Origin of the sequence: Bacillus sp. PS196 (assembly GCF_037963555.1) — a bacterium.
GTDB classification, from domain to species: Bacteria; Bacillota; Bacilli; order Bacillales; family Bacillaceae; genus Bacillus; species Bacillus subtilis.
The window spans coordinates 1686918-1709930 of the sequence record NZ_CP150159.1 but is presented as its reverse complement, the minus strand read 5'-3'; the positions used below and the strand labels follow the sequence as shown (position 1 = coordinate 1709930).

General features: G+C 41.6%; 27 protein-coding genes. All 27 read right to left on the bottom strand.

From position 1 onward, the window contains the following. Positions 1-6: 6 nt before the first annotated feature. Positions 7-1158, bottom strand: a complete 1152-nt coding sequence (gene dxr / locus NST79_RS09055; protein ID WP_003245155.1) for a 1-deoxy-D-xylulose-5-phosphate reductoisomerase — start codon at positions 1156-1158, stop codon at positions 7-9. Between the two features lie 61 nt (positions 1159-1219). Continuing rightward, on the bottom strand, positions 1220-2029 hold the full coding sequence (cdsA, locus tag NST79_RS09050; RefSeq protein ID WP_003231924.1) for a phosphatidate cytidylyltransferase: 810 nt from the start codon (positions 2027-2029) through the stop codon (positions 1220-1222). A gap of 3 nt (positions 2030-2032) precedes the next feature. Next, positions 2033-2815: an isoprenyl transferase gene (locus NST79_RS09045; protein ID WP_003231925.1), complete on the bottom strand. Its 783-nt coding sequence runs from the start codon at positions 2813-2815 to the stop codon at positions 2033-2035. Between the two features lie 130 nt (positions 2816-2945). Continuing rightward, positions 2946-3503 (bottom strand): ribosome recycling factor, encoded by a 558-nt coding sequence (gene frr, locus NST79_RS09040; protein ID WP_003231927.1) that lies wholly within the window; start codon positions 3501-3503, stop codon positions 2946-2948. A 1-nt stretch (position 3504) separates the two neighbouring features. After that, on the bottom strand, positions 3505-4227 hold the full coding sequence (pyrH, locus tag NST79_RS09035) for a UMP kinase (protein ID WP_003220923.1): 723 nt from the start codon (positions 4225-4227) through the stop codon (positions 3505-3507). 145 nt (positions 4228-4372) lie between these two features. Further along, positions 4373-5254, bottom strand: coding sequence for a translation elongation factor Ts (tsf, locus tag NST79_RS09030; RefSeq protein ID WP_003231929.1), 882 nt, complete (start codon positions 5252-5254; stop codon positions 4373-4375). Positions 5255-5355: 101 nt separating this feature from the next. Beyond that, complete coding sequence (rpsB, locus tag NST79_RS09025; RefSeq protein WP_003220918.1) at positions 5356-6096, bottom strand: 30S ribosomal protein S2; 741 nt, start codon at positions 6094-6096, stop codon at positions 5356-5358. 143 nt (positions 6097-6239) lie between these two features. Next, complete coding sequence (gene swrB, locus NST79_RS09020; RefSeq protein WP_015252089.1) at positions 6240-6743, bottom strand: swarming motility protein SwrB; 504 nt, start codon at positions 6741-6743, stop codon at positions 6240-6242. Positions 6744-6771: 28 nt separating this feature from the next. After that, on the bottom strand, positions 6772-7536 hold the full coding sequence (sigD, locus tag NST79_RS09015) for an RNA polymerase sigma-28 factor SigD (RefSeq protein ID WP_003220911.1): 765 nt from the start codon (positions 7534-7536) through the stop codon (positions 6772-6774). Positions 7537-7558: 22 nt separating this feature from the next. After that, positions 7559-8059 (bottom strand): chemoreceptor glutamine deamidase CheD, encoded by a 501-nt coding sequence (cheD, locus tag NST79_RS09010; RefSeq protein ID WP_003244852.1) that lies wholly within the window; start codon positions 8057-8059, stop codon positions 7559-7561. Beyond that, positions 8056-8685 carry a CheY-P phosphatase CheC gene (gene cheC, locus NST79_RS09005; protein WP_003231935.1) on the bottom strand — a complete coding sequence of 210 codons (630 nt, stop codon included), beginning with the start codon at positions 8683-8685 and terminating at the stop codon, positions 8056-8058. Before cheC ends, cheD begins: the two co-directional genes overlap by 4 nt. An 18-nt stretch (positions 8686-8703) precedes the next feature. After that, the gene (gene cheW / locus NST79_RS09000) at positions 8704-9174 is read right to left on the bottom strand and encodes a chemotaxis protein CheW (protein ID WP_003231938.1); all 471 of its coding nucleotides are present in this window, start codon (positions 9172-9174) and stop codon (positions 8704-8706) included. A 21-nt stretch (positions 9175-9195) separates the two neighbouring features. After that, positions 9196-11214: a chemotaxis protein CheA gene (gene cheA, locus NST79_RS08995; RefSeq protein WP_014476817.1), complete on the bottom strand. Its 2019-nt coding sequence runs from the start codon at positions 11212-11214 to the stop codon at positions 9196-9198. A 5-nt stretch (positions 11215-11219) separates the two neighbouring features. Next, positions 11220-12293: a protein-glutamate O-methylesterase CheB gene (gene cheB, locus NST79_RS08990; protein WP_003245823.1), complete on the bottom strand. Its 1074-nt coding sequence runs from the start codon at positions 12291-12293 to the stop codon at positions 11220-11222. Position 12294: 1 nt separating this feature from the next. Beyond that, complete coding sequence (gene flhG / locus NST79_RS08985) at positions 12295-13191, bottom strand: flagellum location/number ATPase FlhG (protein ID WP_010886507.1); 897 nt, start codon at positions 13189-13191, stop codon at positions 12295-12297. Beyond that, on the bottom strand, positions 13182-14282 hold the full coding sequence (gene flhF / locus NST79_RS08980) for a flagellar biosynthesis protein FlhF (protein ID WP_003231945.1): 1101 nt from the start codon (positions 14280-14282) through the stop codon (positions 13182-13184). Before flhF ends, flhG begins: the two co-directional genes overlap by 10 nt. Continuing rightward, entirely contained in the window at positions 14282-16315 is a 2034-nt protein-coding gene (gene flhA, locus NST79_RS08975; protein ID WP_003231947.1) for a flagellar biosynthesis protein FlhA, read from the bottom strand. Before flhA ends, flhF begins: the two co-directional genes overlap by 1 nt. Before the next feature lie 32 nt (positions 16316-16347). Further along, a complete protein-coding gene (gene flhB, locus NST79_RS08970; RefSeq protein WP_003231949.1) occupies positions 16348-17430 on the bottom strand; it encodes a flagellar biosynthesis protein FlhB in 1083 nt (360 codons plus the stop codon). Continuing rightward, the gene (fliR, locus tag NST79_RS08965; protein ID WP_003245510.1) at positions 17430-18209 is read right to left on the bottom strand and encodes a flagellar biosynthetic protein FliR; all 780 of its coding nucleotides are present in this window, start codon (positions 18207-18209) and stop codon (positions 17430-17432) included. Before fliR ends, flhB begins: the two co-directional genes overlap by 1 nt. A gap of 7 nt (positions 18210-18216) precedes the next feature. After that, positions 18217-18486, bottom strand: a complete 270-nt coding sequence (gene fliQ, locus NST79_RS08960; protein WP_003220888.1) for a flagellar biosynthesis protein FliQ — start codon at positions 18484-18486, stop codon at positions 18217-18219. Between the two features lie 14 nt (positions 18487-18500). After that, complete coding sequence (fliP, locus tag NST79_RS08955; protein ID WP_003245692.1) at positions 18501-19166, bottom strand: flagellar type III secretion system pore protein FliP; 666 nt, start codon at positions 19164-19166, stop codon at positions 18501-18503. Further along, positions 19159-19818: a flagella biosynthesis regulatory protein FliZ gene (fliZ, locus tag NST79_RS08950; RefSeq protein ID WP_212060475.1), complete on the bottom strand. Its 660-nt coding sequence runs from the start codon at positions 19816-19818 to the stop codon at positions 19159-19161. The genes fliP and fliZ overlap by 8 nt, the downstream gene beginning before the upstream one ends. A 14-nt stretch (positions 19819-19832) precedes the next feature. After that, positions 19833-20195 carry a chemotaxis protein CheY gene (cheY, locus tag NST79_RS08945; protein WP_014476812.1) on the bottom strand — a complete coding sequence of 121 codons (363 nt, stop codon included), beginning with the start codon at positions 20193-20195 and terminating at the stop codon, positions 19833-19835. Between the two features lie 25 nt (positions 20196-20220). Beyond that, positions 20221-21357 (bottom strand): flagellar motor switch phosphatase FliY, encoded by a 1137-nt coding sequence (fliY, locus tag NST79_RS08940; protein ID WP_014479788.1) that lies wholly within the window; start codon positions 21355-21357, stop codon positions 20221-20223. Next, the gene (gene fliM / locus NST79_RS08935; protein ID WP_003220879.1) at positions 21347-22345 is read right to left on the bottom strand and encodes a flagellar motor switch protein FliM; all 999 of its coding nucleotides are present in this window, start codon (positions 22343-22345) and stop codon (positions 21347-21349) included. The genes fliY and fliM overlap by 11 nt, the downstream gene beginning before the upstream one ends. Positions 22346-22378: 33 nt before the next feature. Further along, on the bottom strand, positions 22379-22801 hold the full coding sequence (gene fliL / locus NST79_RS08930; RefSeq protein ID WP_003231964.1) for a flagellar basal body-associated protein FliL: 423 nt from the start codon (positions 22799-22801) through the stop codon (positions 22379-22381). Beyond that, a complete protein-coding gene (swrD, locus tag NST79_RS08925) occupies positions 22798-23013 on the bottom strand; it encodes a swarming motility protein SwrD (protein WP_046160403.1) in 216 nt (71 codons plus the stop codon). Before swrD ends, fliL begins: the two co-directional genes overlap by 4 nt.

The following is a 23013-nucleotide window of genomic DNA, read 5'->3' as shown; positions in this document are numbered from 1 at the left end:
ACCACCTTATGTGAGTATTGAATTGACGTATCCCCGGGTATCTTTGTCCACTTCTTGAATGTCCGCCAGGCTCGGTTTTTTCAGTAATTGATGGCGGGTTAGTGCCTTTTCGATACAGTCTTCAATAGCCAAAAACGGTATCTTGCCAGCTAAAAAGGCAGCGACAGCTACTTCGTTTGCCGCATTTAGCACTGTCGGCATTGTTCCTCCTATTTTACCTGATTCAAAAGCAAATTGTAAGCATCGGAACCTGTCAAAATCAGCTTTCTCAAAATGAAGGCTGCCGATTTCCCATAATTCAAGCCTTTTCGCATCTGGTAATGGCAATCGGTCAGGATAAGTGAGCGCATATTGAATGGGGACTCTCATATCCGGAGTTCCGAGCTGTGCGATCACACTTTTATCATGGAACTCAACCATTGAATGGATGATGCTCTCCTTATGTAAAACCACATCAATTTGTTCATAAGGTATATCGAAAAGCCAGTGTGCCTCGATCACCTCTAATCCCTTATTCATCATTGTAGCCGAATCAATTGTAATTTTTGCACCCATTGACCAGTTTGGATGTTTTAATGCATCTTCAACTGTTACTGATTCGAGCTCCTCCCGCGTCTTGTCCCGAAAACTTCCGCCGGATGCCGTAATGATGAGGCGTTCAATGTTTTTAGCCTGTTCGCCTTGAAGAGCTTGAAAAATGGCTGAATGCTCACTGTCAACAGGCAGCAGCGGAACATCATATTTCTTAGCATGTTCTTTTACTATATGCCCTGCAGTGACAAGAGTTTCCTTATTTGCAAGCGCAATTGTTTTTTTCTGTTCAATTGCCTTTAATGTCGGGATAAGACCGACGCTTCCAAGCAAAGCGTTGACAACAATGTCAACCTCCTCCATCACTGCTGCTTCTATCAGTCCTTCTTCTCCCAGCCCGATTTGGCATTCAAAAGAAAAAGACATTTGTTTTAATTTATGATATGTATCCAGATCACCGACAGAGACAAACTTCGGCTGAAAGACCTCAATCATTGGAACGGCCTTATCAATATTTCTGCCAAACGACATAGATACCAGCTGAAATTGGTCTTGATGTGCACGCAGTACATCAAGAGTCTGTTCGCCGATTGATCCTGTTGCTCCTAAAAGACAAATATTTTTCAAAGTTGCCACTACTCCTATTCTTATTGCTGCATGATCAGTCTCATATTCATATTAGACTTTTTTATGAAAAAAGGGCAAGCAGAAAGTACAAGAAAGGCATGACAAACAAGAAACTGTCAAAACGGTCTAATATACCGCCATGCCCGGGAAGAATATTCCCAGAATCCTTTACATCGTAATGTCTTTTCAAGGCGGATTCCACTAAATCTCCAAGTTGTCCGAAAACAGACAAAAACAGCGTGATCAACAGCAGATAGATATACGGGATCGGAAGTTGTGCAACAAGCTGAAAAATCGTCGCCAATACAAGTGCGATGACAATTCCGCCTGCAAACCCTTCCACTGTTTTATTCGGACTGATTTCAGGCCACAGTTTCCGCTTCCCAAGCGATTTACCGACAAAATAGGCACCGGAATCGGTGGACCAAATGACAACACACGCATAAAAAATGTATGTTAATCCGTATTGGTCAAGATTTCTGATTTCGATAAAATAATGAAAACACATTCCGATGTAAATTGCTGCAAGCGTAATAAACCCGACTTCATCAAAAGTAAAGGTGTTCTTGACCAACACTGTGTAAGTCAGCAATAGCAGTACCGCAAATAAAGCGATTTCCATTTTGGAAATCCCGTCCGCTTCAAAAAACGAATACTGGCTTGGTAATAAGAACATCCACAATAATAAAAGACCGATCAAACCCGGCAGTGAAACCAGCTTCAGCTTTTTCATCCGTAAAAGTTCAAAAAGCGCCACACTGCCCATAGCATAAATTAATATGGTGAACGGCAATTTCCCGACAATAACCAAAAATAAAAATACAATTGCTGCCAGAACACCTGTCAAAATTCTTTGTTTCATGTCCACCATCCTCTAAATTCCGCCAAACCTCCGGCCTCTCTGCTGAAACTCTCCTAACGCCTGCAAGAAGTGATCTTCTTTAAAGTCAGGCCACAAGACGTCAGTAAAGACAAATTCACTGTAGGCAACCTGCCATAGCATAAAATTACTCAGCCTTATCTCGCCGCTCGTTCGAATTAAAAGTTCAGGATCCTGCAAAGATTCAGTCATCAAATAAGTAGAAAAAAGCGATTCATCAATGTCTTCAATATTCAAAGAGCCTTCCTTCACTTTTTCCGCGAGTGATTTTGCAGCACTGACAATTTCAGTACGGCCTCCATAGTTAAGAGCAAAATTAAGGATCATTCCGTCGTTTTGCGCCGTGTCCTGTACAGCTTTTTCAATCGCACGTAATGTGTGCGCCGGCAAAGCCGTTTCATCCCCAATGATCCGAACCTGTACATTTTCCTCAACAAGCTCTGGAAGATACGTATTCAAAAATTCTTCCGGAAGCTTCATTAAAAAATCGACCTCCATTTTCGGTCTTTTCCAGTTTTCTGTTGAAAATGCATACAATGTCAGTACTTTGACACCTAATTCGTTTGCGAGCTTCGTGGTCCTTTTTACCACCTTCATCCCTTCATGGTGGCCTGCAATTCTGGGAAGAGAGCGTTTTTTAGCCCAACGGCCATTTCCATCCATGATAATGGCGATGTGTTCGGGAATTTCTCCCTTAAGTATGTCTTCTTTTGTATAACGTTCTAAGTTGGAAGCCGCAGTTTGCTGATTCTTCCAATTTTTGAGTATGTTGAGCATGAGATTCCTCCGTCACCCAAAAAGGTTACATTCCCTGCTGATAATCAATGTAATCAACAGTATTAACAAAAAAACCCCCTGTAAACATGAGAGGGTCTTTTCACTATTATCTATTGTACATAGTTTTTCATTAAACTTCCATGATTTCTTTTTCTTTGTCTTTTGTGACACTGTCAATTTTTGACACATATTCATCTGTCAGTTTTTGAACGTCTTCAGTGGAAGCACGCAGTTCATCCTCAGTAATGTCTCCGTTTTTCTCAAGTTTTTTGAGATCATCGTTAGCATCACGGCGAACGTTACGAACAGCTACTTTTGCTTCTTCAGCATATTTTTTTACAACTTTCACTAATTCTTTCCGTCTCTCTTCTGTTAGTGCCGGAATTGCAATTCGAATCATATTGCCGTCACTTGTTGGTGTAAGACCTAAATCAGCTTTTAAAATCGCTTTTTCGATATCACCGATTGCTGTTTTATCGTATGGCGTGATAACGAGCATACGAGCTTCAGGCACGTTAATAGAAGACAACTGATTTAAAGGTGTCTGCGCTCCGTAATATTCAACCGTTACTTTATCTAATAATGATGGATTTGCACGGCCTGCGCGTACAGTAGCCAATTCGCGCTGATAAGCAGCAATTGCTTTTTCCATTTTTTCTTTTGTTTGAGTTAATACTTCTTTTGACACGTTATTTCCCCCTCACGATCGTTCCGATTGATTCACCGATAACGGCACGTTTGATATTTCCTTCTTCCATAATAGAAAAGACGATAAGCGGAATGTCATTGTCCATGCATAAAGAGGAAGCTGTTGAATCCATGACTTCCAGGCCGTCTTTAAGAACGTCAAGATAAGAAAGTGATTCATACTTAACAGCTGATTCATCTTTTCTAGGATCAGCATTATACACACCGTCAACGTTATTTTTAGCCATTAAAATAACGTCTGCCTCAATTTCAGCAGCCCGCAGTGCAGCTGTCGTATCAGTTGAGAAATATGGGTTTCCTGTGCCCGCAGCGAAAATAACGACACGTTTTTTCTCTAAGTGGCGTATCGCTTTTCTTCTTATGTACGGTTCAGCAACTTGTCTCATTTCAATGGATGTTTGCACTCTGGACTGGATTCCGAGTGTTTCCAAGCTGTCTTGAAGAGCAAGCGAATTCATTACTGTCGCCAGCATTCCCATATAGTCAGCAGTCGCGCGGTCCATGCCCAGGTCACTTCCTGTTTTTCCGCGCCATAAGTTGCCGCCGCCTACAACAACAGCCACTTCGACTTCAAGCTCAGCGATTTCCTTCACTTGCTTTGCAATGGATTGAATGACAGTCGGGTTAATTCCATTTCCCTGTTCTCCTGCCAATGCTTCCCCGCTAAGCTTTAATACGATACGTTTGTATTTTGGTTTTTCCATGATAACCTCCAAGTGTAAACATTGCCGTTTTCTATTATGCAAGAGAAAAAAAGGTTTGTAAATATAGTTTTAAAAATAGGGAACACAAAATGTGTCCCCTATACTGCCTGAAAAGACGCGACTTAGCCGCGAAATCTTTTCACCATTATTTTTTCACTTGGTTCATTACTTCTTCAGCAAAGTTTTCTTGACGTTTTTCGATGCCTTCTCCAACTTCATAGCGGACAAAAGTTTGAACAGTAGCGTTTTTCGCTGCAATAACTTGTTTCACTTTTTCATCTGGGTTTTTAACGAACGCTTGGTCTAATAGACAAATTTCTTCGAAGAATTTGTTCAGACGGCCTTCAACCATTTTCGCTACGATGTTTTCAGGTTTGCCTTCTTGGAGGGCTTGCTGAGTTAAGATTTGACGCTCATGATTTGTTTCTTCTTCAGATACTTGATCACGAGAAATGTAACGAGGGTTAACTGCAGCAACGTGCATTGCGATATCTTTCGCAGTTTCTTCATCAGTTGTACCGTTGAGAACAGTTAATACACCGATGCGGCCGCCCATGTGAAGGTAAGCACCGAATGCAGAGCTGTCGTCTTTTGTAAGAACTGTAAAGCGGCGAAGAGTGATTTTCTCACCGATTTTAGCAACTGCGCTTGTGATGTACTCTTCAACAGTTGAGCCATTTTCCATTTTTTGGCCCATTGCTTCTTCAACATCAGCTGGCGTGTTTGCAAGAAGGTGGTCAGCTAAAGTGTTAAGAAGCTCTTTGAAGCCTTCGTTTTTCGCAACGAAATCAGTTTCAGAGTTTACTTCTAGGATAACGCCTTTGTTGCCGTCAGTTTTAATAAGAGTAGAACCTTCTGCTGCGATACGGTCAGCTTTTTTCGCTGCTTTTGCAATCCCTTTTTCTCTTAAAAGGTCAATTGCTTTGTCCATATCTCCGTCAGTTTCAGTTAACGCTTTTTTACAATCCATCATGCCCGCGCCAGTTTTTTCACGCAGTTCTTTTACTTGCTGTGCAGTAATTGCCATTTGTATTCCTCCTTATATGTTTAAACAAGAGTATGTATATTACACATTTTTCTTGAAAAAAGGTGATAAAAGGCAGTCCCTCTTATCACCTTTTGAATAGGTTACGCAGTTGTTGTTTCTGTTTCTGGTGCAGTTTCTTCAGCAACTTCCGCTTCTTCTTCGCCTTGCTTCGCTTCTAAGATTGCATCTGCCATTTTAGAAGTTAGAAGTTTAACAGCGCGGATAGCGTCATCGTTCGCTGGGATAACAACATCGATTTCATCTGGATCACAGTTAGTATCTACGATACCGATGATAGGGATGTTTAATTTGCGAGCTTCCGCAACAGCGATGCGCTCTTTGCGAGGATCGATGATGAATAATGCATCAGGAAGATCCTTCATATCTTTAATTCCGCCTAGGAATTTTTCAAGACGCTCTAATTCTTTTTTCAATTGAACGACTTCTTTTTTAGGAAGTACATCAAACGTACCGTTTTCTTGCATTTTTTCAATGTCTTTAAGACGTTTAATACGTTTTTGGATTGTTTCGAAGTTTGTTAATGTACCGCCCAACCAGCGTTGGTTGACATAGTACATGCCAGAGCGTTGAGCTTCTTCTTTAACAGAATCTTGAGCTTGTTTTTTTGTTCCGACGAAAAGGATTTTTCCGCCTTCAGCAGCAAGATTTTTAGTGAAGTTGTAAGCTTCCTCTACTTTTTTGACTGTTTTTTGAAGGTCAATGATGTAGATTCCGTTACGCTCCGTGAAAATGTAACGCTTCATTTTGGGGTTCCAACGGCGTGTTTGGTGACCGAAGTGAACACCAGCTTCAAGCAATTGCTTCATAGAAATGACTGACATGTTATTTCCTCCTAATATAATGGTTTTTTTCCTCCGCTTAGGTCATTTTTGTGCAGAACTGCCGCCTGCAGCACCCTCTGCATAAATCGTTAAGCGTGTGTATTTAACACCAAGACATAATATAACACAGCTTTATCCGACAATCAAGAATCCTTTACACCTTTGGAGCGAAATTTTAAAAATAGCTCGATTTCTGTCTTTCCGCTCTTCATTTTCTGGGCAATTTGACTTGCCGAATATCCCTGTTCATATAATTCTATGACCTGGTCTTCAAATGATTGGACCTCACTGTTTACGATCTCTTCCCGACGGTCAACCTCTGTAATCAGACCTTCAATATGTTCAGGAAGATTCTCTGCCTCTTGAACTGGATCCCGCTCTTGATATGTTTCAGAGTGCTGAAGGCCTGGCTTTTGGGATTCTTCATCTGATTGACTTGCAGATGAAGCTTTATTTTCTATCAGTTTCTCATTTTCTTCTTTTAATTCAAGCAGAAATGCCGCCAAGGTGTTTTCCGTCTCTTCAAGTATCTGTTTTTGCTGTTTTTCTGTTTCTTTCACTGCAGCGAGCCTCGTATACAGGATAATGACAGCGTACAGAAGAACGCCGTGGAGCGTAAAGCTTAAAAGCCATAATAGTGTTGACATGTTTTTCACTCGCTAACCATGAAATTCATTATTGTATCACTTTTTCCAGCAGATTCTTTAATTTAAATAATGCCTTTGAATGGATCTGAGATATGCGGGACGTAGAAAGATTTAATACTTGTCCGATTTCTGTCAGTGTCAACTCCTCTTTGTAGAACAAACTCACAACCAGCTGTTCTTTTTCAGAGAGTTCGTGAATTTTTTCCGCAAGCTGTGCAATCAGTTCATCCTTCATAATCTTTTCTTCAGGCGGAACATTTTTGTCATCTCTGATCATGACTTGAATGTTTTCCCCATCATCTTGATCATGGAGCTTTTCATCAATTGACAGCAGATTTGCAAAAAAACCTTCATTCATTGTTGACACGACATCCTGTACCGTCATTCCGAGTTCCTCTGCAATTTCCGCGGGCGATACATTCCGAAGATACCGCTGTTCAAGCTTTTCAATTGCTGCTTCAACCTTTTTTGTTTTTTCGCGCGAGGTTCTGGGCAGCCAATCTTCTTTACGAAGCCCGTCTATGATTGCGCCGCGAATTCTAAACGAGGCGTAGGTATCAAATTTTAAGTCCCGGCTGGGGTCAAATTTTTCAAGGGCATCATATAAACCAAGCATACCAAGGCTCATAAGATCGTCTTTATGCACTGATTTCGGCAGTCCGACAGAAATTCTGCCTACATGATATGTGACAAGCGGCATGTAACGGCGCATTAAGTCGTCACCGGCTTTAGGATCTTTCCACTCTTTCCAGCGCGTCCAAAGCACCTGATCTTCATAATTCAAGGATTGCATTGTTATCCCCCTAATACCTTAATTAAATCGTTTTTTCACCTTGTTTAACAGTTCGAATATGCAGCATGCAGGACTTCGGTTCAAATTCTATCGTCCGGCCGCTTGAGCCGCCCGTATCTTCACTAATAATAGGAATATTAAATAAAGACAGCTGTTCTTTTATCGCTAATACATTTCTCGGTCCGATCTTCATCAAATCATTTGTCGATTTAAATTTAAACATCTCTGATCCGCCGGCCAGCTTTGCTTTTAATGCAAATTTCCGGCATCCCGCTTCTATCAGCATATCAATCGTGGTCTGTACGGCGGTGTCAGCGTACTTAGCCCGGTTGAGCTCGGCAGTTTTCGATAACGTCGAATCCGGAAGCATGACATGAACAAGACCCGCCGTTTGCTTTTCTTTATCATAAAGCACCAGCCCCACACATGAGCCCAAACCAGAGGTCCGGATGGTATCCGGGAAGCGGGCGATCTTCACGTCAGCAATCCCAACCTTTATAACAACAGCCTCAGTTGTACTCATAATGATGCACCTAAGGCGACAAAGAGCTTTTCAAATGAATCATAGTCCGGCAGCATAAACATATGCGCTTTCAGCTCCTGCTGATGGCTTTGGTCAAAAATTGACGTGTCGACAACAATGGCGTGTTCTCCAACCTGACTGAGCTCCATCAGCCCTTCGCTGATCACTGCTCCGAACATGTCCAAAGAGACTTCAGGAACACTTGGATAGAGCTGGAGTTTCGTCAAATCCGCCAAAGCTGTTAAATATGACCCCGCTAAAATATTGCCCAGTTCATGCAAAGCGGATGAGCTCATGTGGTCTTCACCTAAGTCCTCTATGTCAAAATCGGGGTTTCCAATCAGCTCTCTGATAAACTGCTCCGCCTGAAAAAAAGGCATTATAAAGAACATTGAACCCGTTAAATCGCCTTCCATTCTTAAAAAGATGCTGGCAACCGGGACATCGGCGCCGCCGAAAAAATCAACAAGCTCATCAAAAGACAGCAGCTTTGCAAATGGGACTTCCATATCTATCTTTCTATTTAACAGCTGGGCCATTGCAGAGGCGGAGTGGCCGGCGCCTATATTGCCGACTTCCCGCAAAATGTCCATCTGCTCTTCTTTGATTCCATTAAAAATACTCATGTCATAACCCCTTTAAGATTAAGCTTGATCGGGCACAGCGGACTGAGATGATTCTTTATCCAAAACCGCGTTCGCATCAATAATATTTAAGAGTCTGTTCTCTTGTTTCACAATCTGTTCGATCGACACATCCGTATCTTTCTGAACGCCTTCTGGAGCAGATTCTATTTCACTTTCGTGTACGGTAATCACATCATTCGCTTCATCCACAATCCAGCCGACTTCAATATCACGATAAGCAATAATGATAATTCGTGTTTCATCTGTAATTTCATACTCTGGCAAATTCAGGCGTTTTCTTAAATCAATAACCGGAGTCACCACCCCGCGTAAATTGATTACCCCGCAAATATATGGTTCGACGCCAGGTACCCTCGTTGGCTTTTGCCATTTTTCAATTGATTTCACCTGAGTGACGGAAATGGCATATTCTTTGCCATTTACCATAAAGACTATCATTTTTTCGCCTGTTTTAATTTCTGCAGTCATGTGAGACACCTCCTCGAATGGTTAAATAATCAGTGCATTACAATCAATAATGAGCGCTACTTCTCCGTCTCCTAAAATAGTAGCTCCGGAAATTGCAAAGACGTTTGTTAAATAATCTCCGAGTGATTTCAGCACAACTTCCTGCTGGCCAATAAAGGAGTCCACCACAAATGCAGTAGGTTTGTCGCCTTTTTTCACGACAATGATATGGAGCTGTTCCGCATCTTTTCTTGTATCTTCTATTTTAAACTCTTCTTTTAAATAAACGACAGGGACAATATGCCCTCTAAAGTCAATCACTTCACGGTCATGCGTTTGCAAAATGTCTTTTCTGTCAATAACTGCTGTCTCAATGATTGAAGAAATCGGAATGGCAAATGTCTCTTCTTCCAACTTAATCAGCAGAACTGAAATAATAGACAAGGTAAGCGGCAGCTGGATGCTGAATAGAGAGCCTTGACCCTCGGCTGATTTCACACTGACTGAACCGCCAAGAGACTCCAGTTTGTTTTTTACAACGTCAAGTCCTACACCGCGGCCGGAAATATCAGAAATTTGGTCAGCAGTTGAGAACCCCGGAGCAAAAATCAATTCGTAAATTTGGTTGTCTTCTAAGGTTTCAGCTTCTTTTTCCGTTATGACCCCGCGCTCAAGCGCTTTTTCCAGAATTTTTTTTCGATTAAGGCCTGCGCCGTCATCCTCTACTTCGATAAAGACATGGTTGCCGCTGTGATAAGCTTTAAGCACAACTTTTCCTGATTCCGGTTTTCCCTTTTGCAAACGTGTTTCCGGCGCCTCGATACCATGGTCAATACTGTTTCTGATCAAGTGAACGAGTGGATCTCCGATTTCATCAATTACTGTACGATCCAGTTCAGTTTCCGCACCGATGATCGAGAGTTCAATTTTTTTATTCAGCTCTTTCTGAAGCTGGCGAATCATTCTCGGGAATCTGTTAAAAACAGTTTCAACCGGGACCATTCTCATATTCAGAATAATCGATTGCAAATCTCCGGAAATTCTCGTCATTCGTTCAACCGTTTCAGTCAGTTCATTATGCTCAAGCTCTTTCGCAATCTGCTCGAGACGCCCGCGGTCAATGACAAGCTCTTCAAATAAGTTCATTAAAGAATCAAGCCTGTCAATGTTGACACGAATTGTTTTAGATCCGCCGGCTGAATGCTTCGCCTGTTCATCGTTTTTAGCAGGCTGTTTTTGTTTCTCCTGCTTCGCAGGTACAGCTGCTGCTGGTGAATCTTCTTGCTTAGATTCTTCAGGCTTTTCAGCTGATGTTAAAGGAGCCCCTTGAATGACTTCAACATGCTCAATTTCCGACACGCCATTGATTAATTGTTCAATGTCTTCCGCTGATTGATGTGTTAAGAAACAAACTTGAAAGTCAGTTCCAAAATCTTCTGTTTCAAGCACTTCAGCACTTGGAATTGTTTTGGCTACTTCTCCGACTTCATTTAGTTTTTCAAACACCATATAGACACGAACTGCTTTTAACATACAGTTTTCGTTCAGAGAAATCTTGATTTCATATCGTTTGAAGCCTTGCTCCTCCGCTTCTTGTATAACTGTGCGTTCAAATTCATCATATTCCCAATCAGATGCTGAACTCTGTGCTTCTGCAGGTTCAGCGGAGGCAGCGGATTCAGCGTGCGCACCATTCACATCAAGCTTGGCACTCACTTCTGAGATATCTCTTTTACCATCCCCGCCATCAATAATAGACTGAACCATTGCTTCCAGGTGATCCAGAGCTTCAAACAAAATATCCAGCCAGTCTGAGGTGACTTCCATGTCTCCGTTTCGGATTGCATCCAGCACGTTTTCAAGCAGATGGGTAAGATGTGCTAAATCCGTGTAGCCCATCGTTGCGCTCATTCCTTTTAATGTATGGGCAGCCCTGAATATATCATGTACGAGCTGAAGATCAGTCGGGTCTTTCTCTAAAAGAAGAAGCTTTTCATTACATGTTTGTAAATGTTCTTTACTCTCATCAATAAAGACATCTAAATACTGATTCATATCCATTTGAATCACACCCTCTCTTTTTTCACACAGCTTGTGATGGATGCTGCGATATCTTCCACATGTTTAATCTCATGAATGAGACCCGCTTTAACAGCAGCTTTTGGCATCCCGTATACGACACAAGATTCTTCAGACTCCGCAATGGCTTTCACATTGCCGGCTGTTAGCATGTCCTTTAGTCCAGCAGTGCCGTCACTGCCCATTCCGGTCATGATAACCGCTACTTTTTCATAATCTGTCAGTTTCCCGACAGAACGGAATAAATAATCAGCAGATGGTTTATGACGGCTTGGTGTGTCATGGTTATCAAGCACAACCTGGAGTCCTTCGCTGTTTTTAATAACGGATATGTTTTTTCCGCCCGGTGCTATGTAAACACAGCCGTTAAGAGCTGCTTCACCATCTTTTGCTTCTTTTACCTGAATGTCAGATAAATGATTCAGCCGATCAGCCAAAGAAGCAGTAAACCCTTCAGGCATGTGCTGAACGACAACCACTGGTGCGTTCAAATCCTTAGGGAGCTTCGGTATCACCTTTTGTAACGCCCGTGGACCGCCTGTTGATGTGCCGATACACACAATTTGTCTGCCCGTGCCAGGTTTCGGTTTGCTTAATTCAGGCTTAACGACAGCACGCACAATAGGTTCGGGCCGAACTGTCTGGGAAACAGGACGTTTCCGCTTGCCGGAAAGTCCTGCCGCGACGACACGCTCAACTAGTTGTTCTTTAATTTTGTATAGATCCAGAGATATTGAGCCTGATGGCTTTGTGATAAAGTCAAAGGCACCGATCTCCAAACAATTAATTGTGCATTCTTTACCTTTCTCGGTCTGGCTAGACACCATAATGACCGGCAAGTTATAAATCTCAATAATTTTGCGGAGCGTATCTGTCCCATTCATGACCGGCATTTCAACATCAAGAGTAATAACATCCGGTTTTAATAATTCAATCTTCTTAAGCGCTTCTTCTCCGTTTCTCGCAGTTCCGATTACTTCTATCTGCTTTTCTTCGGTCAGAAAATCACTTATCATTTTTCTCATAAAAGCTGAATCATCAACTACAAGCACACGAATCAAATTAAGCCCTCCTCATTAAAAAAGAAGATAATTTCTCAATAAATGTCTGTTTGTCTTCTTTGTGTCTCGTTTCTTCTCTTTCAAACAAGGCGTCCGCTAAAATACGGACTGACCGGCTGGCTTTTGCCTGAGGGCTTTTTATGAAAAAAGGAACCTGTTCGACAACCGCTTTGCTCACGATCACATCGTCAGAAACGGAACCGGCAAACTGAACCTGAACATCCAAAAACATATGAATTGTACGGGAGAGGCGGGCAAAAGCGTCAAGCCCTTCCTTTTGGTCACGGCACCGATTGACAGCCACCTTCATTGAAAGCTTATTTTCTGTCAAAACCAAGTGCTTGACAGCGCTGTATGCGTCCATAATGGCCGTCGGCTCGGGAGTTGTAATAATCAAAATATCTTCTGCTGATAAAATAAAAGGCAGTTGATCTTTTGATAAGCCTGCTCCCATGTCAAACAGCACATAATCGAACTGGCTTAATGCATGAGAAAGTTCATTGGCAAAAAACGTCCATTTTCTCTGATCGAGCTGAAACATCACATCAAGACCGGTTCCCCCTGATATATACCGCAAACCCTTTGGGCCAACGGATAATGACTGCAGCAAAGGCTTACGATCGGTTAAAACATCGATTATCGTGGCAGACGATGAATTTCCTATTAATATATCAATGTTCCCCATCCCGATATCAAGGTCGATGAGCAGCACCTTCTTACCTTTATCCTGCAGCGCAAGTGCCATATTTAAGGTAATATTGGATTTTCCGACACCGCCCTTGCCGCTGATGACAGCAAGTGTCTTCGCTTTTTGTGAATAAACCATTGGCAGAACGCGCTCACGTTTTTCCATTTTCGCCCGTAAAGTTGCTGCTTGGTCATATCTGTTCATCTGCACAGCATCCTCACAAAACCAAGTGGAGATACAGTCTGTATATCCTCAGGCACATTCTGGCCGTTAGTCATAAACCCGACACCTATTTTTGATTCTGCCAGTATATTAAATACAGAACCTAAGGAAGTCGTTTCATCTATTTTCGTAAAAATATACTGATTGACAGGGACGGATGAAAACCGTTTGACAATATGCTTCATATCTTCATATTTTGCAGTCGCGGATAAAACAAGAAATGACTGAATGCTGCTCTCAAAAGGAATCGTTTCTTTCAGTTCATCAATGTATTGCGGGTCTTTGAAGTTTCTTCCAGCTGTATCAACAAACACATGATCATACTCAGAAAATAGCTCCTTCGCCTGCTGAAATTCTTCTTTTGTATAGCAAACTTCCAGAGGAGCCTGCAGCAGTTCAGCGTATGTTTTCAACTGTTCAACAGCTGCAATACGATACGTATCTGTTGTAATAAAAGCGATTTTTTTATGTTTTTCAAGCATAGATATGGCTGCGAGTTTAGCCAGTGTAGTTGTTTTACCAGCCCCTGTTGAACCAAAGAGAACGATATATTTTGAATGAATTGGCTCCTGCCACTTGTCTGCTGAGGGCAGCATATCGCATAGTATTTCCTGAAGTTTGCCGACAACATTTTCTTCAGTCAAGCCGCCTGCTTCAACAGAGAAGCGAAGCAATTTTTTCAGAGTGTTCGTTTTCGTAGACTCTTTGATCCCTGTTTCTTGCAAAAGCTTTTCTGCTTTTCGCAGCGGCTCAGGAAGTACAGATTGATATGCTGAAAAATCACCTAGCTCCTGTTGCGCCGGAATTTGAGGGGGATATGTTCTCTCCTCTATTTTTGGACTGCTGACCGGAGTTTTTAATGTTTGTTTCGGTTCAGCTGCCTTCTGAGGCGTTTTTTTCTCAAGAAAGTCCTGATCCAATACGGCGATTACTTCAACAGCAGGCTTGTTGACGAGGCCAAACCATTTTCGCTTTTTAATTTTTTTCGAATTTAATATGACCGCTTCATTACCTAACTCTTTTCTGATGAGAAGTGCCGCTTCTTGCATTGAAGCAGCAGTAAATTTTTTTATTTTCATTAAATATCCACCACTCCAATGCTTTGTACCTCAACATTCGCCTCAAGTTCGTTATAAGAGAGTACCGGAAGATCAGGGAAGTACCGTTCCAGAAGCTGCTTCACATACATTCTGACAGGCGGCGAGCAAAGAAGAATCGCGGTTTCCTGACGTAATGAGAGCTGTTCAGCTTCTTTGGCGACAGAGCGCACTATACTTTCTGAAATATCTGGTTCAAGTGATAAATAGTTCCCGTGTTCCGTCTGCTGCACACCGTCTGCTATTGCTTTTTCTACACGGCCGGAACAAGTAACAACCTTCAACACTTCATTTTCTTTGGCAAACTGGGCTGTAATTTGTTTAGCAAGCGCTTGTCTTGTATACTCTGTCAAAAGATCAGAATCTGTTGTTAATTTCCCATAGTCAGCAAGTGTTTCAAAAATCGTTACTAAGTTTCGAATTGAAACTTTTTCTTTTAAAAGCTTAGCAAGCACTTTCTGAATATCACCGACAGACAATGGATTCGGCGTAACCTCTTCAACCAGGACTGGATACGATTCTTTCAAGTGATCGATCAGCTGTTTTGTCTCCTGCCTTCCGATCAATTCGTGGGCATGCTGCTTAATTTTCTCCGTAATATGCGTTGAAACGACTGATGCAGGATCAACTACTGTATAACCAAGCATGTCGGCTTCATCCTTTACCGCTTCGCTAATCCATTTAGCCGGCAGCCCGAATGAAGGCTCCACTGTTTCAATCCCTTCAATGAGATCGTCCTCAGGAGTAGGCGACATCGCTAAATAATGATCAAGCAACAACTCGCCTTTTGCTACTTCGTTTCCTTTAATTTTCAATCGGTATTCATTAGGCTGCAACGCTATATTATCTCTGATTCGCACGACAGGAATGACAAGCCCGAGTTCCAAAGCCAACTGACGGCGTATCATAACAATTCGGTCTAATAAATCACCGCCTTGATTGGCATCAGCAAGCGGTATCAGGCCATATCCAAACTCAAATTCTATCGGATCTATATGCAGAAGCTGAACAACACTTTCAGGGCTTTTAAGCTCGTCCACCTCAGCCTCTTCCTCAAGAATCTCATCCACTTCTTCTTTTTCCTTACCTGATTTAGATAGTGTATATGCGCCAAAAGCAAGCAATCCCGCAAGCGGCCCCGTCAGAAGGATGCCGATCGGAGTGAAAATACCTAAAAGCATGATCGTAGCTGCTGCGACGTATAAAAGCTTTGGATACGCAAACAGCTGGCCTGTAATGTCATGCCCTAAGTTTCCTTCAGAGGCAGCTCTTGTGACCACAATACCCGTAGCCGTAGAAATTAACAGTGCCGGGATTTGCGAAACAATTCCATCCCCTACAGTCAGCATCGTAAAGTGTGAAGCAGCCTCTTGAATGGACATGCCCTGCTGAAGCATCCCGATCACGATTCCGAAAATAATATTGATCATCACAATGATGATTCCGGCAATGGCGTCACCTTTTACAAATTTACTGGCACCGTCCATTGCTCCATAAAAGTCTGCTTCTCTTGCCACTTTTTCGCGGCGATGCTTCGCTTCCTGTTCGGTAATCATCCCTGCGTTTAAATCAGCATCAATACTCATCTGCTTCCCAGGCATTGCGTCCAGCGTAAACCTTGCTGCAACCTCGGAAACACGTTCAGCACCTTTTGTAATGACGATAAACTGAATAATAATAAGGATGATAAATACAACGAGTCCAACTAATACATTTCCGCCGACAACGAAATTTCCGAAAGTCTCGACGACTTTACCTCCTTCACCGTGTGAAAGAATTGAACGGGTAGTTGAGACGTTCAAGCCCAAACGAAATAGGGTCAAAAGCAGCAACAGTGACGGAAAAATCGAAAACTGAAGCGCTTCCTGCATATTCATTGTGGTGAGAAGCACGATCAACGCAAGAGAAATATTAATAATGATCAAAATACTTAACAGCCATGGAGGAAATGGAATCACCAGCATCGCCACAATGAGGACAACACTTATTAAAACGGATAAATCTCTTGTTGACATGCTGTTTTTTCTCTCCTTTTAAATCGAAAAATTCAATATACTTTTTGTTTTGTTTTATATACGTAAGCCAGAATTTCTGCTAAAACTTTAAAAAATTCTTCCGGCACTGCCTGGTCAATTTCCACCTGATCATATAACGCACGGGCAAGCGGTCTGTTTTCTACCATCATGACATCATGCTCTTTAGCAATTTTCCTGATTTTTAACGCAAGGTGGTCGACGCCTTTTGCAACAATATAAGGTGCGTCCATTTTTTCTTCATCATATTTCAAAGCAATCGCATAGTGAGTCGGGTTTGTGATAATGACATCTGCTTTTGGAACTTCCTGCATCATCCGCCTCATCGCCATTTCCCGCTGTCTTTGTTTAATTTTAGACTTGATAATCGGGTCTCCTTCAGATTTTTTGTACTCATCTTTTATATCTTGTTTTGACATTTTGATATTTTTCTCATAGTCAAATCTCTGATATAAATAGTCGAGACCAGCAAGAATCAACAATGCACCTGCACCGCTTAGTCCCATCCACAAAGTGAGTTTTGAAACGAAAGAAAGTGCCTCTTCGGGTGTCAGGAGAGGAAGCCGGAGAATTTCTCCATAATGCAGCCAAAGCACAGCAAAAGCCGCAAAACCAACGACTACGATTTTCAAAATTGATTTAATCAGCTCTACAATCGCCCTCATACTGTATATTCGTTTAAAGCCTTTGATCGGATCCAGTTTTTCAAGCTTAGGCTGTATCACTTCAGCAGAAAATAAGAACCCAACCTGCATATAGTTGCTTACGACTCCTGCAACAAGAGCAACAAGCAAGATCGGTGCGAGTATCATGCCCATATCCTTTAATAAGCTGACAAACAATGTATGCACATTTGATTCTGAGAGCTTCATTGTGAGCGATTCGGTATAAAATGTTTCTATGAATGACAGCAGCCTGTCTCTCATATACGGACCAATTGCAATAAGCGAAAGGAATATTACCAGTAAAGAAACGGCGGTATTGACATCCGAGCTTTTGGCTACTTGCCCTTTTTTTCGCGTATCCTTCCGTTTTTTCGGAGTGGCTTTTTCTGTCTTCTCTCCCGCAAAAAACTGCAGGTCAACTCTAAGCTTCATTAAGAAACACCGACCAATGCTAAAAGATTCCGCATCGTTTCAATCGTTAAACTGAAAACATTCCGGACAACGACGAAGATAACGGACATACATACAATGAGCATAATGAAACTGACAGCGATCTTTAAAGGCAGACCGACCACAAATACATTTAACTGCGGAACAGTTCGAGCCACGATACCTAATGCTAAATCAACTAGAAACAAACTGGCCACAACCGGCGCTGACATTTGAAAAGCGATAATAAACATTGCATTAAAGCTTTTCGCAATAAAATAGGCAAACTTTTCATCGCCGAAATTCGGAAATGCCTGATCAACTGAAATATACTGAAAGCTGTAGTAAATACCATCCAGCAACAAATGGTGGGCATTGACACTTAGCATAAACAAAAGTGCCATCGTATAGATAAACTGGCCAATCAACGGACTTTGTGCACCGGTTTGCGGATCAATAACGTTTGCTATTGAAAATCCCATTTGAAAATCAATAAACGAGCCGGCAATCTGCACTGCGGCAATCATCATATAAGCAATTAAACCCAGACATAGGCCGACCAAAGCTTCTTTAAACGCCAAGAGCATATAGTGCTCATCTATCTCCAAAGAGGGCGGTTTATCAATGGTGCTGAAACAAATGACCGCAAGAAAAAAAGCAAAACCTATGCGATGAACAGCTGGCACATTTCGATGTCCAAATAGCGGAATCGTTACAAAAAAAGCAGAGATTCTAATAAAAACCAATAAAAAAGCAGGAAATAAGTCAATAATTGAATTCATCTCTACATTACCCTGCAAAACGATTTAAATTAGAAAACAGCTCTGTTGTAAATGAAAGAATCGTCGACAGCATCCACGGACCAAAAAAAATGAGAGCCAGGAGAACCGCCACGATTTTCGGAATAAACGCCAAAGTCTGTTCCTGGATTTGAGTTGTGGCCTGAAATATGCTGACAATTAAACCGACCAGTAAAGCAATAGCCAATAATGGCCCGCTGATCATCAGCGTTACGTATACGGCTTTTTCCGCCATAGAAATTACAAATTCTGAACTCACGTTTAGCACCTACCCTAAAAGCTCTGAAGCAAAGATTTCACAATTAAATACCAGCCGTCTACCAAAACAAAAAGTAATATTTTAAAGGGCAGAGAAATCATAACTGGAGGCAGCATCATCATCCCCATTGACATCAAGACGCTCGCCACTACCATATCTATAATTAAAAAAGGGATAAAAATCATAAAACCTATTTGAAATGCTGTTTTAAGCTCCGATATGGCAAAAGCCGGAACCATTGTTGTTAACGGAATATCCTTTAATGATTCAGGTTTATCCATTTTCGCGTAATTCATAAACAGCGCCAGATCCTTCTGCCTTGTGTGTTTACTCATAAATTCTTTAATCGGTTCCTCAGCTTTCGTATACGCTTCATCCAAGCTGATTTTGTTGTCCATTAATGGGGTCAGCGCTTCTTTATTAATTTCTGAAAAAGTAGGAGCCATAATAAAAAATGTTAAAAACAGCGCAAGCCCGATTAGAACCTGGTTTGGGGGCATAGATTGCGTCGCAAGTGAAGTTCTGACAAATGACAGAACAATGACGATGCGAGTAAAACAAGTCATAAGAATCAATATTCCAGGCGCCACTGAAAATACAGTTAACAATAATAGTAATTTAACAGTCGAACTTACGTTTTCCGGATCGCTTGAACTGAAAATATTTATAAACTCATTCATGATGACGTGGGCCTTTCTTCTTTCCTTCAGAACGGTTTTGTTTTAACTCTTCAAGTTGCTCTTTTAATGCTTTTGAAAATGAAGGCAGTTTTTGCTGCGGCTGATGTTCAGAACTCTTAAGCGGCTTCACAAACTTTTGCCACTCTATTTTGCTTGACATTGCCTCTTCATGCTGACTGAGAATGACTTCAATCTCTTTTTCATCCTCAATTTCTTTCAGCAGCTGGACCGTCTCTCCTACACCGACGACGAGTACACTTTTCCCGACCTTGATCAATTGTATGGATCTGTTCTGGCCGACCGATGTGCCGCCAATATTTTCAACATATTGAAAAGGCTTTAGGAGCCGATTTCTTTTGTTCATGAGCTTAACCAGCCCGTAAATCAGCGCGATAACAAACAGTAAAGCGAAAATCATCTTTACAAAATCAAAAGCTGAGACAGAAGGAGCAGCCGCTCCCTCCGTCTCATCAGCAGTTTTTGTTGTTTTTTCTTTCTTTTGCTCTGATTGATCTGCAGTTTTTTCATCTTTCTTTTGAAACCATTCGTTTACAGTTGAATTATCAGAGTCTGCCGCGGCAGCAGCAATCGGATGTACACTGAATAAAACGAAAAAACAAATAAAAACAATAAAATATTGACTCTTTTTCAACAGTCGTACACCCTTTAACTTAATGTTTTGTTGATTGCTTCAAGCACACGGTCAGCCTGGAAAGGTTTCACAATGAAATCCTTAGCGCCGGCCTGAATGGCATCAATAACCATTGATTGCTGTCCCATAGCAGAACACATGATGATTCTTGCCTGCGCATCAATTTGTTTAATTTCTTTTAATGCTGTAATACCATCCATTTCTGGCATCGTGATATCCATAGTAACAAGGTCAGGTGAATGCTCTTTATATTTCTCTACCGCTTGTGCTCCATTTTCAGCTTCCGCCACAACTTCAAAACCATTTTTAACTAAAATATCTTTAATCATCATTCGCATAAATGCTGCGTCATCTACAATTAAAATTCTATGTGCCATAATCTATCTCTCTCCTTGTGTTTCGTTATTTTAAATTATTAATGCGCTCTGCCTGGCTTAAAATGTCAGTGACTCTCACTCCGAAGTTTTCTTCAATGACAACGACCTCGCCTTTGGCAACGATACGCTGATTAACTAAAATATCTACAGGCTCACCGGCTAATTTATCAAGCTCGATAATACTTCCGGCAGAAAGCTCTAAAATCTCTTTTACGCTTCTCTTCGTTCTGCCAAGCTCAACAGTAATCGAAAGCGGGATATCCAAAAGCATATCCAGATTATGAATAGGGGCTTGTACAGCTTCGTTTGGATCAAACGCTGAAAATTCCACCGGTGAAACCTGGACTGGCGCTGCTTTTTTTGCTGTTCCCTGCCTTTTTGGCGGCTGCTGCTGTTGCTTCGGTTCAATACGCGGCTCTGGCGTCACAGGCTCTTTCGGCTGTTCGTATGTAACTTCAGGCTGCACCGTTTCTTCTTCCTCTGCACTTTCTGAGTTCATAAGGCTTGAAATTAAATCTTTCGCAAATGTCAATGGGTAAAGCTGCATAATGCTGGAGTCTATTAATTCTCCCACCTTTAAGTTGAAAGAAACTTTCACCAGCATTTCATCATCAGGAATACGGTCTGTACCCTTTTCTTCAGTAACATCCAGCAATTCAACCCGAGGAGGCGAAATATCAATTTTTTTACTGAATACAGTAGACATTGATGTGGCAGCCGATCCCATCATTTGGTTCATTGCTTCTTGAACAGCACTTAAATGGATTTCACCCAGTGAAGGGTCCGCACCTTTTCCGTCTCCCCCGATCATTAAATCAGCAATGATCGCCGCGTCACTTTGTTCCACGACTAACAGGTTGCTTCCGCTGAAGCCCTCCGTATAATTCACTTCAATCGCTACATACGGTTCAGGAAACGCATCGCTGATTTTACTTCTTGGAATGACCGTTACGCTTGGAGTCGTAATATCGACCTTTTGATTTAAAAGCGTTGAAAGTGCTGTCGCAGAACTGCCGAATGAAATATTACCGATTTCACCGATCGCATCACGCTCCATTTCCGATAAGTCATCTACTTCCGGAACCTCTGGCTCATCAAGCGTGCTGCCAGTACCGTTAAGAAGCGCGTCAATCTCATCTTGAGATAATCTATTATTCTCCATCTTGTTCACCTCTTATGTCGTGATCTAAAATTTGCACTGCCTGTTTTCGATTCACCCGGCCGGCTTGTCCTAAAAATTTCGGCTTATCTCCGACCAATACAGTAAGAGGATCCGTGACTGATTTGTCCAAAGTTATGCAGTCTCCGACTTCTAAACTTAAAAACTCTTCTATCGTCAGTTCAGATGTGCCGAGCTCGGCCACGACAGGTATTTGTGCTGTCATGATACGTTTTTCAAGCGACTTTGTTTCCTCAGGCTTTGGCTCATTTCGGTCTGATTGCATCCAATAGTGGACTGAAAGCTTCGGTATGAGCGGCTCGAGTACGATATGCGGGATACAGAGATTAATGACACCGCTGATTTCACCAATTTGAGTATTGAGCGAGATCACCACGACTGTTTCATTAGGAGATACCATCTGAACAAATTGCGGATTCACTTCAAACTCAGTCATTTCCGGTTCAATATCAGCAATTGACTGCCAAGCTTCTTTATAATTACCCAGTGCATTTTCAAATAAATTAGAAATGATTTTTGTTTCAATTTCTGTCAAACTGTCAACCTTGTTATGACTGATTCCAATCCCGCCCATGACCCGATCCATCATCGTATAAGCTATCGTGGGGTTGACCTCCATCATAATTCTGCCTTCCATCGGATGGACATCAAATAGATTCAGAATCGTCATGTTCGGGATCGATCTGATAAATTCCTCATACGGGACCTGGTCAACAGAACTGACAGATATGTGAATATAGGTTCTGAGCTGAGCAGAAAAATGAGTGGTAAGAAGTCTTGCAAAATTGTCATGAATTCTCGTTAAACTGCGGATCTGATCCTTAGAAAACCGCAGCGCACGTTTGAAATCATAAACCTTGACTTTCTTCTCTTTTTCTTCTTTTTTCAGCTCTTCAGCGTCCATTTCACCAGTTGATATTGCAGAAAGCAGTGCATCTATTTCATTTTGGGAGAGAACTTCTCCTGACATTTTCCTCACCTCCGTATTCTGTCAAATTATGCTTTATTGCAGATTAAAGGAGGTAATATACACTTTTTCTACTTTTCCTTCTTGGAGGTAGCTATTTATTTTATCTTTTAGTTCCTTCTTAAAGGTTTCTTTTCCCTTGTCTCCCTCAATCTGATCAGCATTCGTATCAGCCAGCAGTGATATAACAGCGTCTTTCACTTGGAAATCACGTTTCTCAAGTTCTTCTTTTGATTTATCAGAATCAGTTTCAAGTTTAATAGCAAGACGGATAATGTTATCAGACTTTAAATTTGTTGTGATCTCTTCTACATCAACAGAAGACGCAACGATTTCATCAATACTTTTTTTCGCTTCACTTTTTTCGGACTTTCCGCCTAAAACAAAATAAGCCGCCGCCCCGAGAGCACCAATTACGATAAGAATAATTAGTAATATGATCATTAACTTTTTCTTCATTCCGGTTCCTCTATTCCTTGATCCATTGAAAATATTTGTATTTTTCGGTAGAAAGCTGCGATCTTTTCCAGAACAGCTTCTTCATCTTCTTTTACTACAAACTTCTTACCATTTGACAGAGTAATTGTAGTATCCGGAAAACATTCAATCTGTTCAATAAATAGCGCATTCAGTGTAAAGGGCTGCCCGTTCAAACGGGTTACTTTAATCAT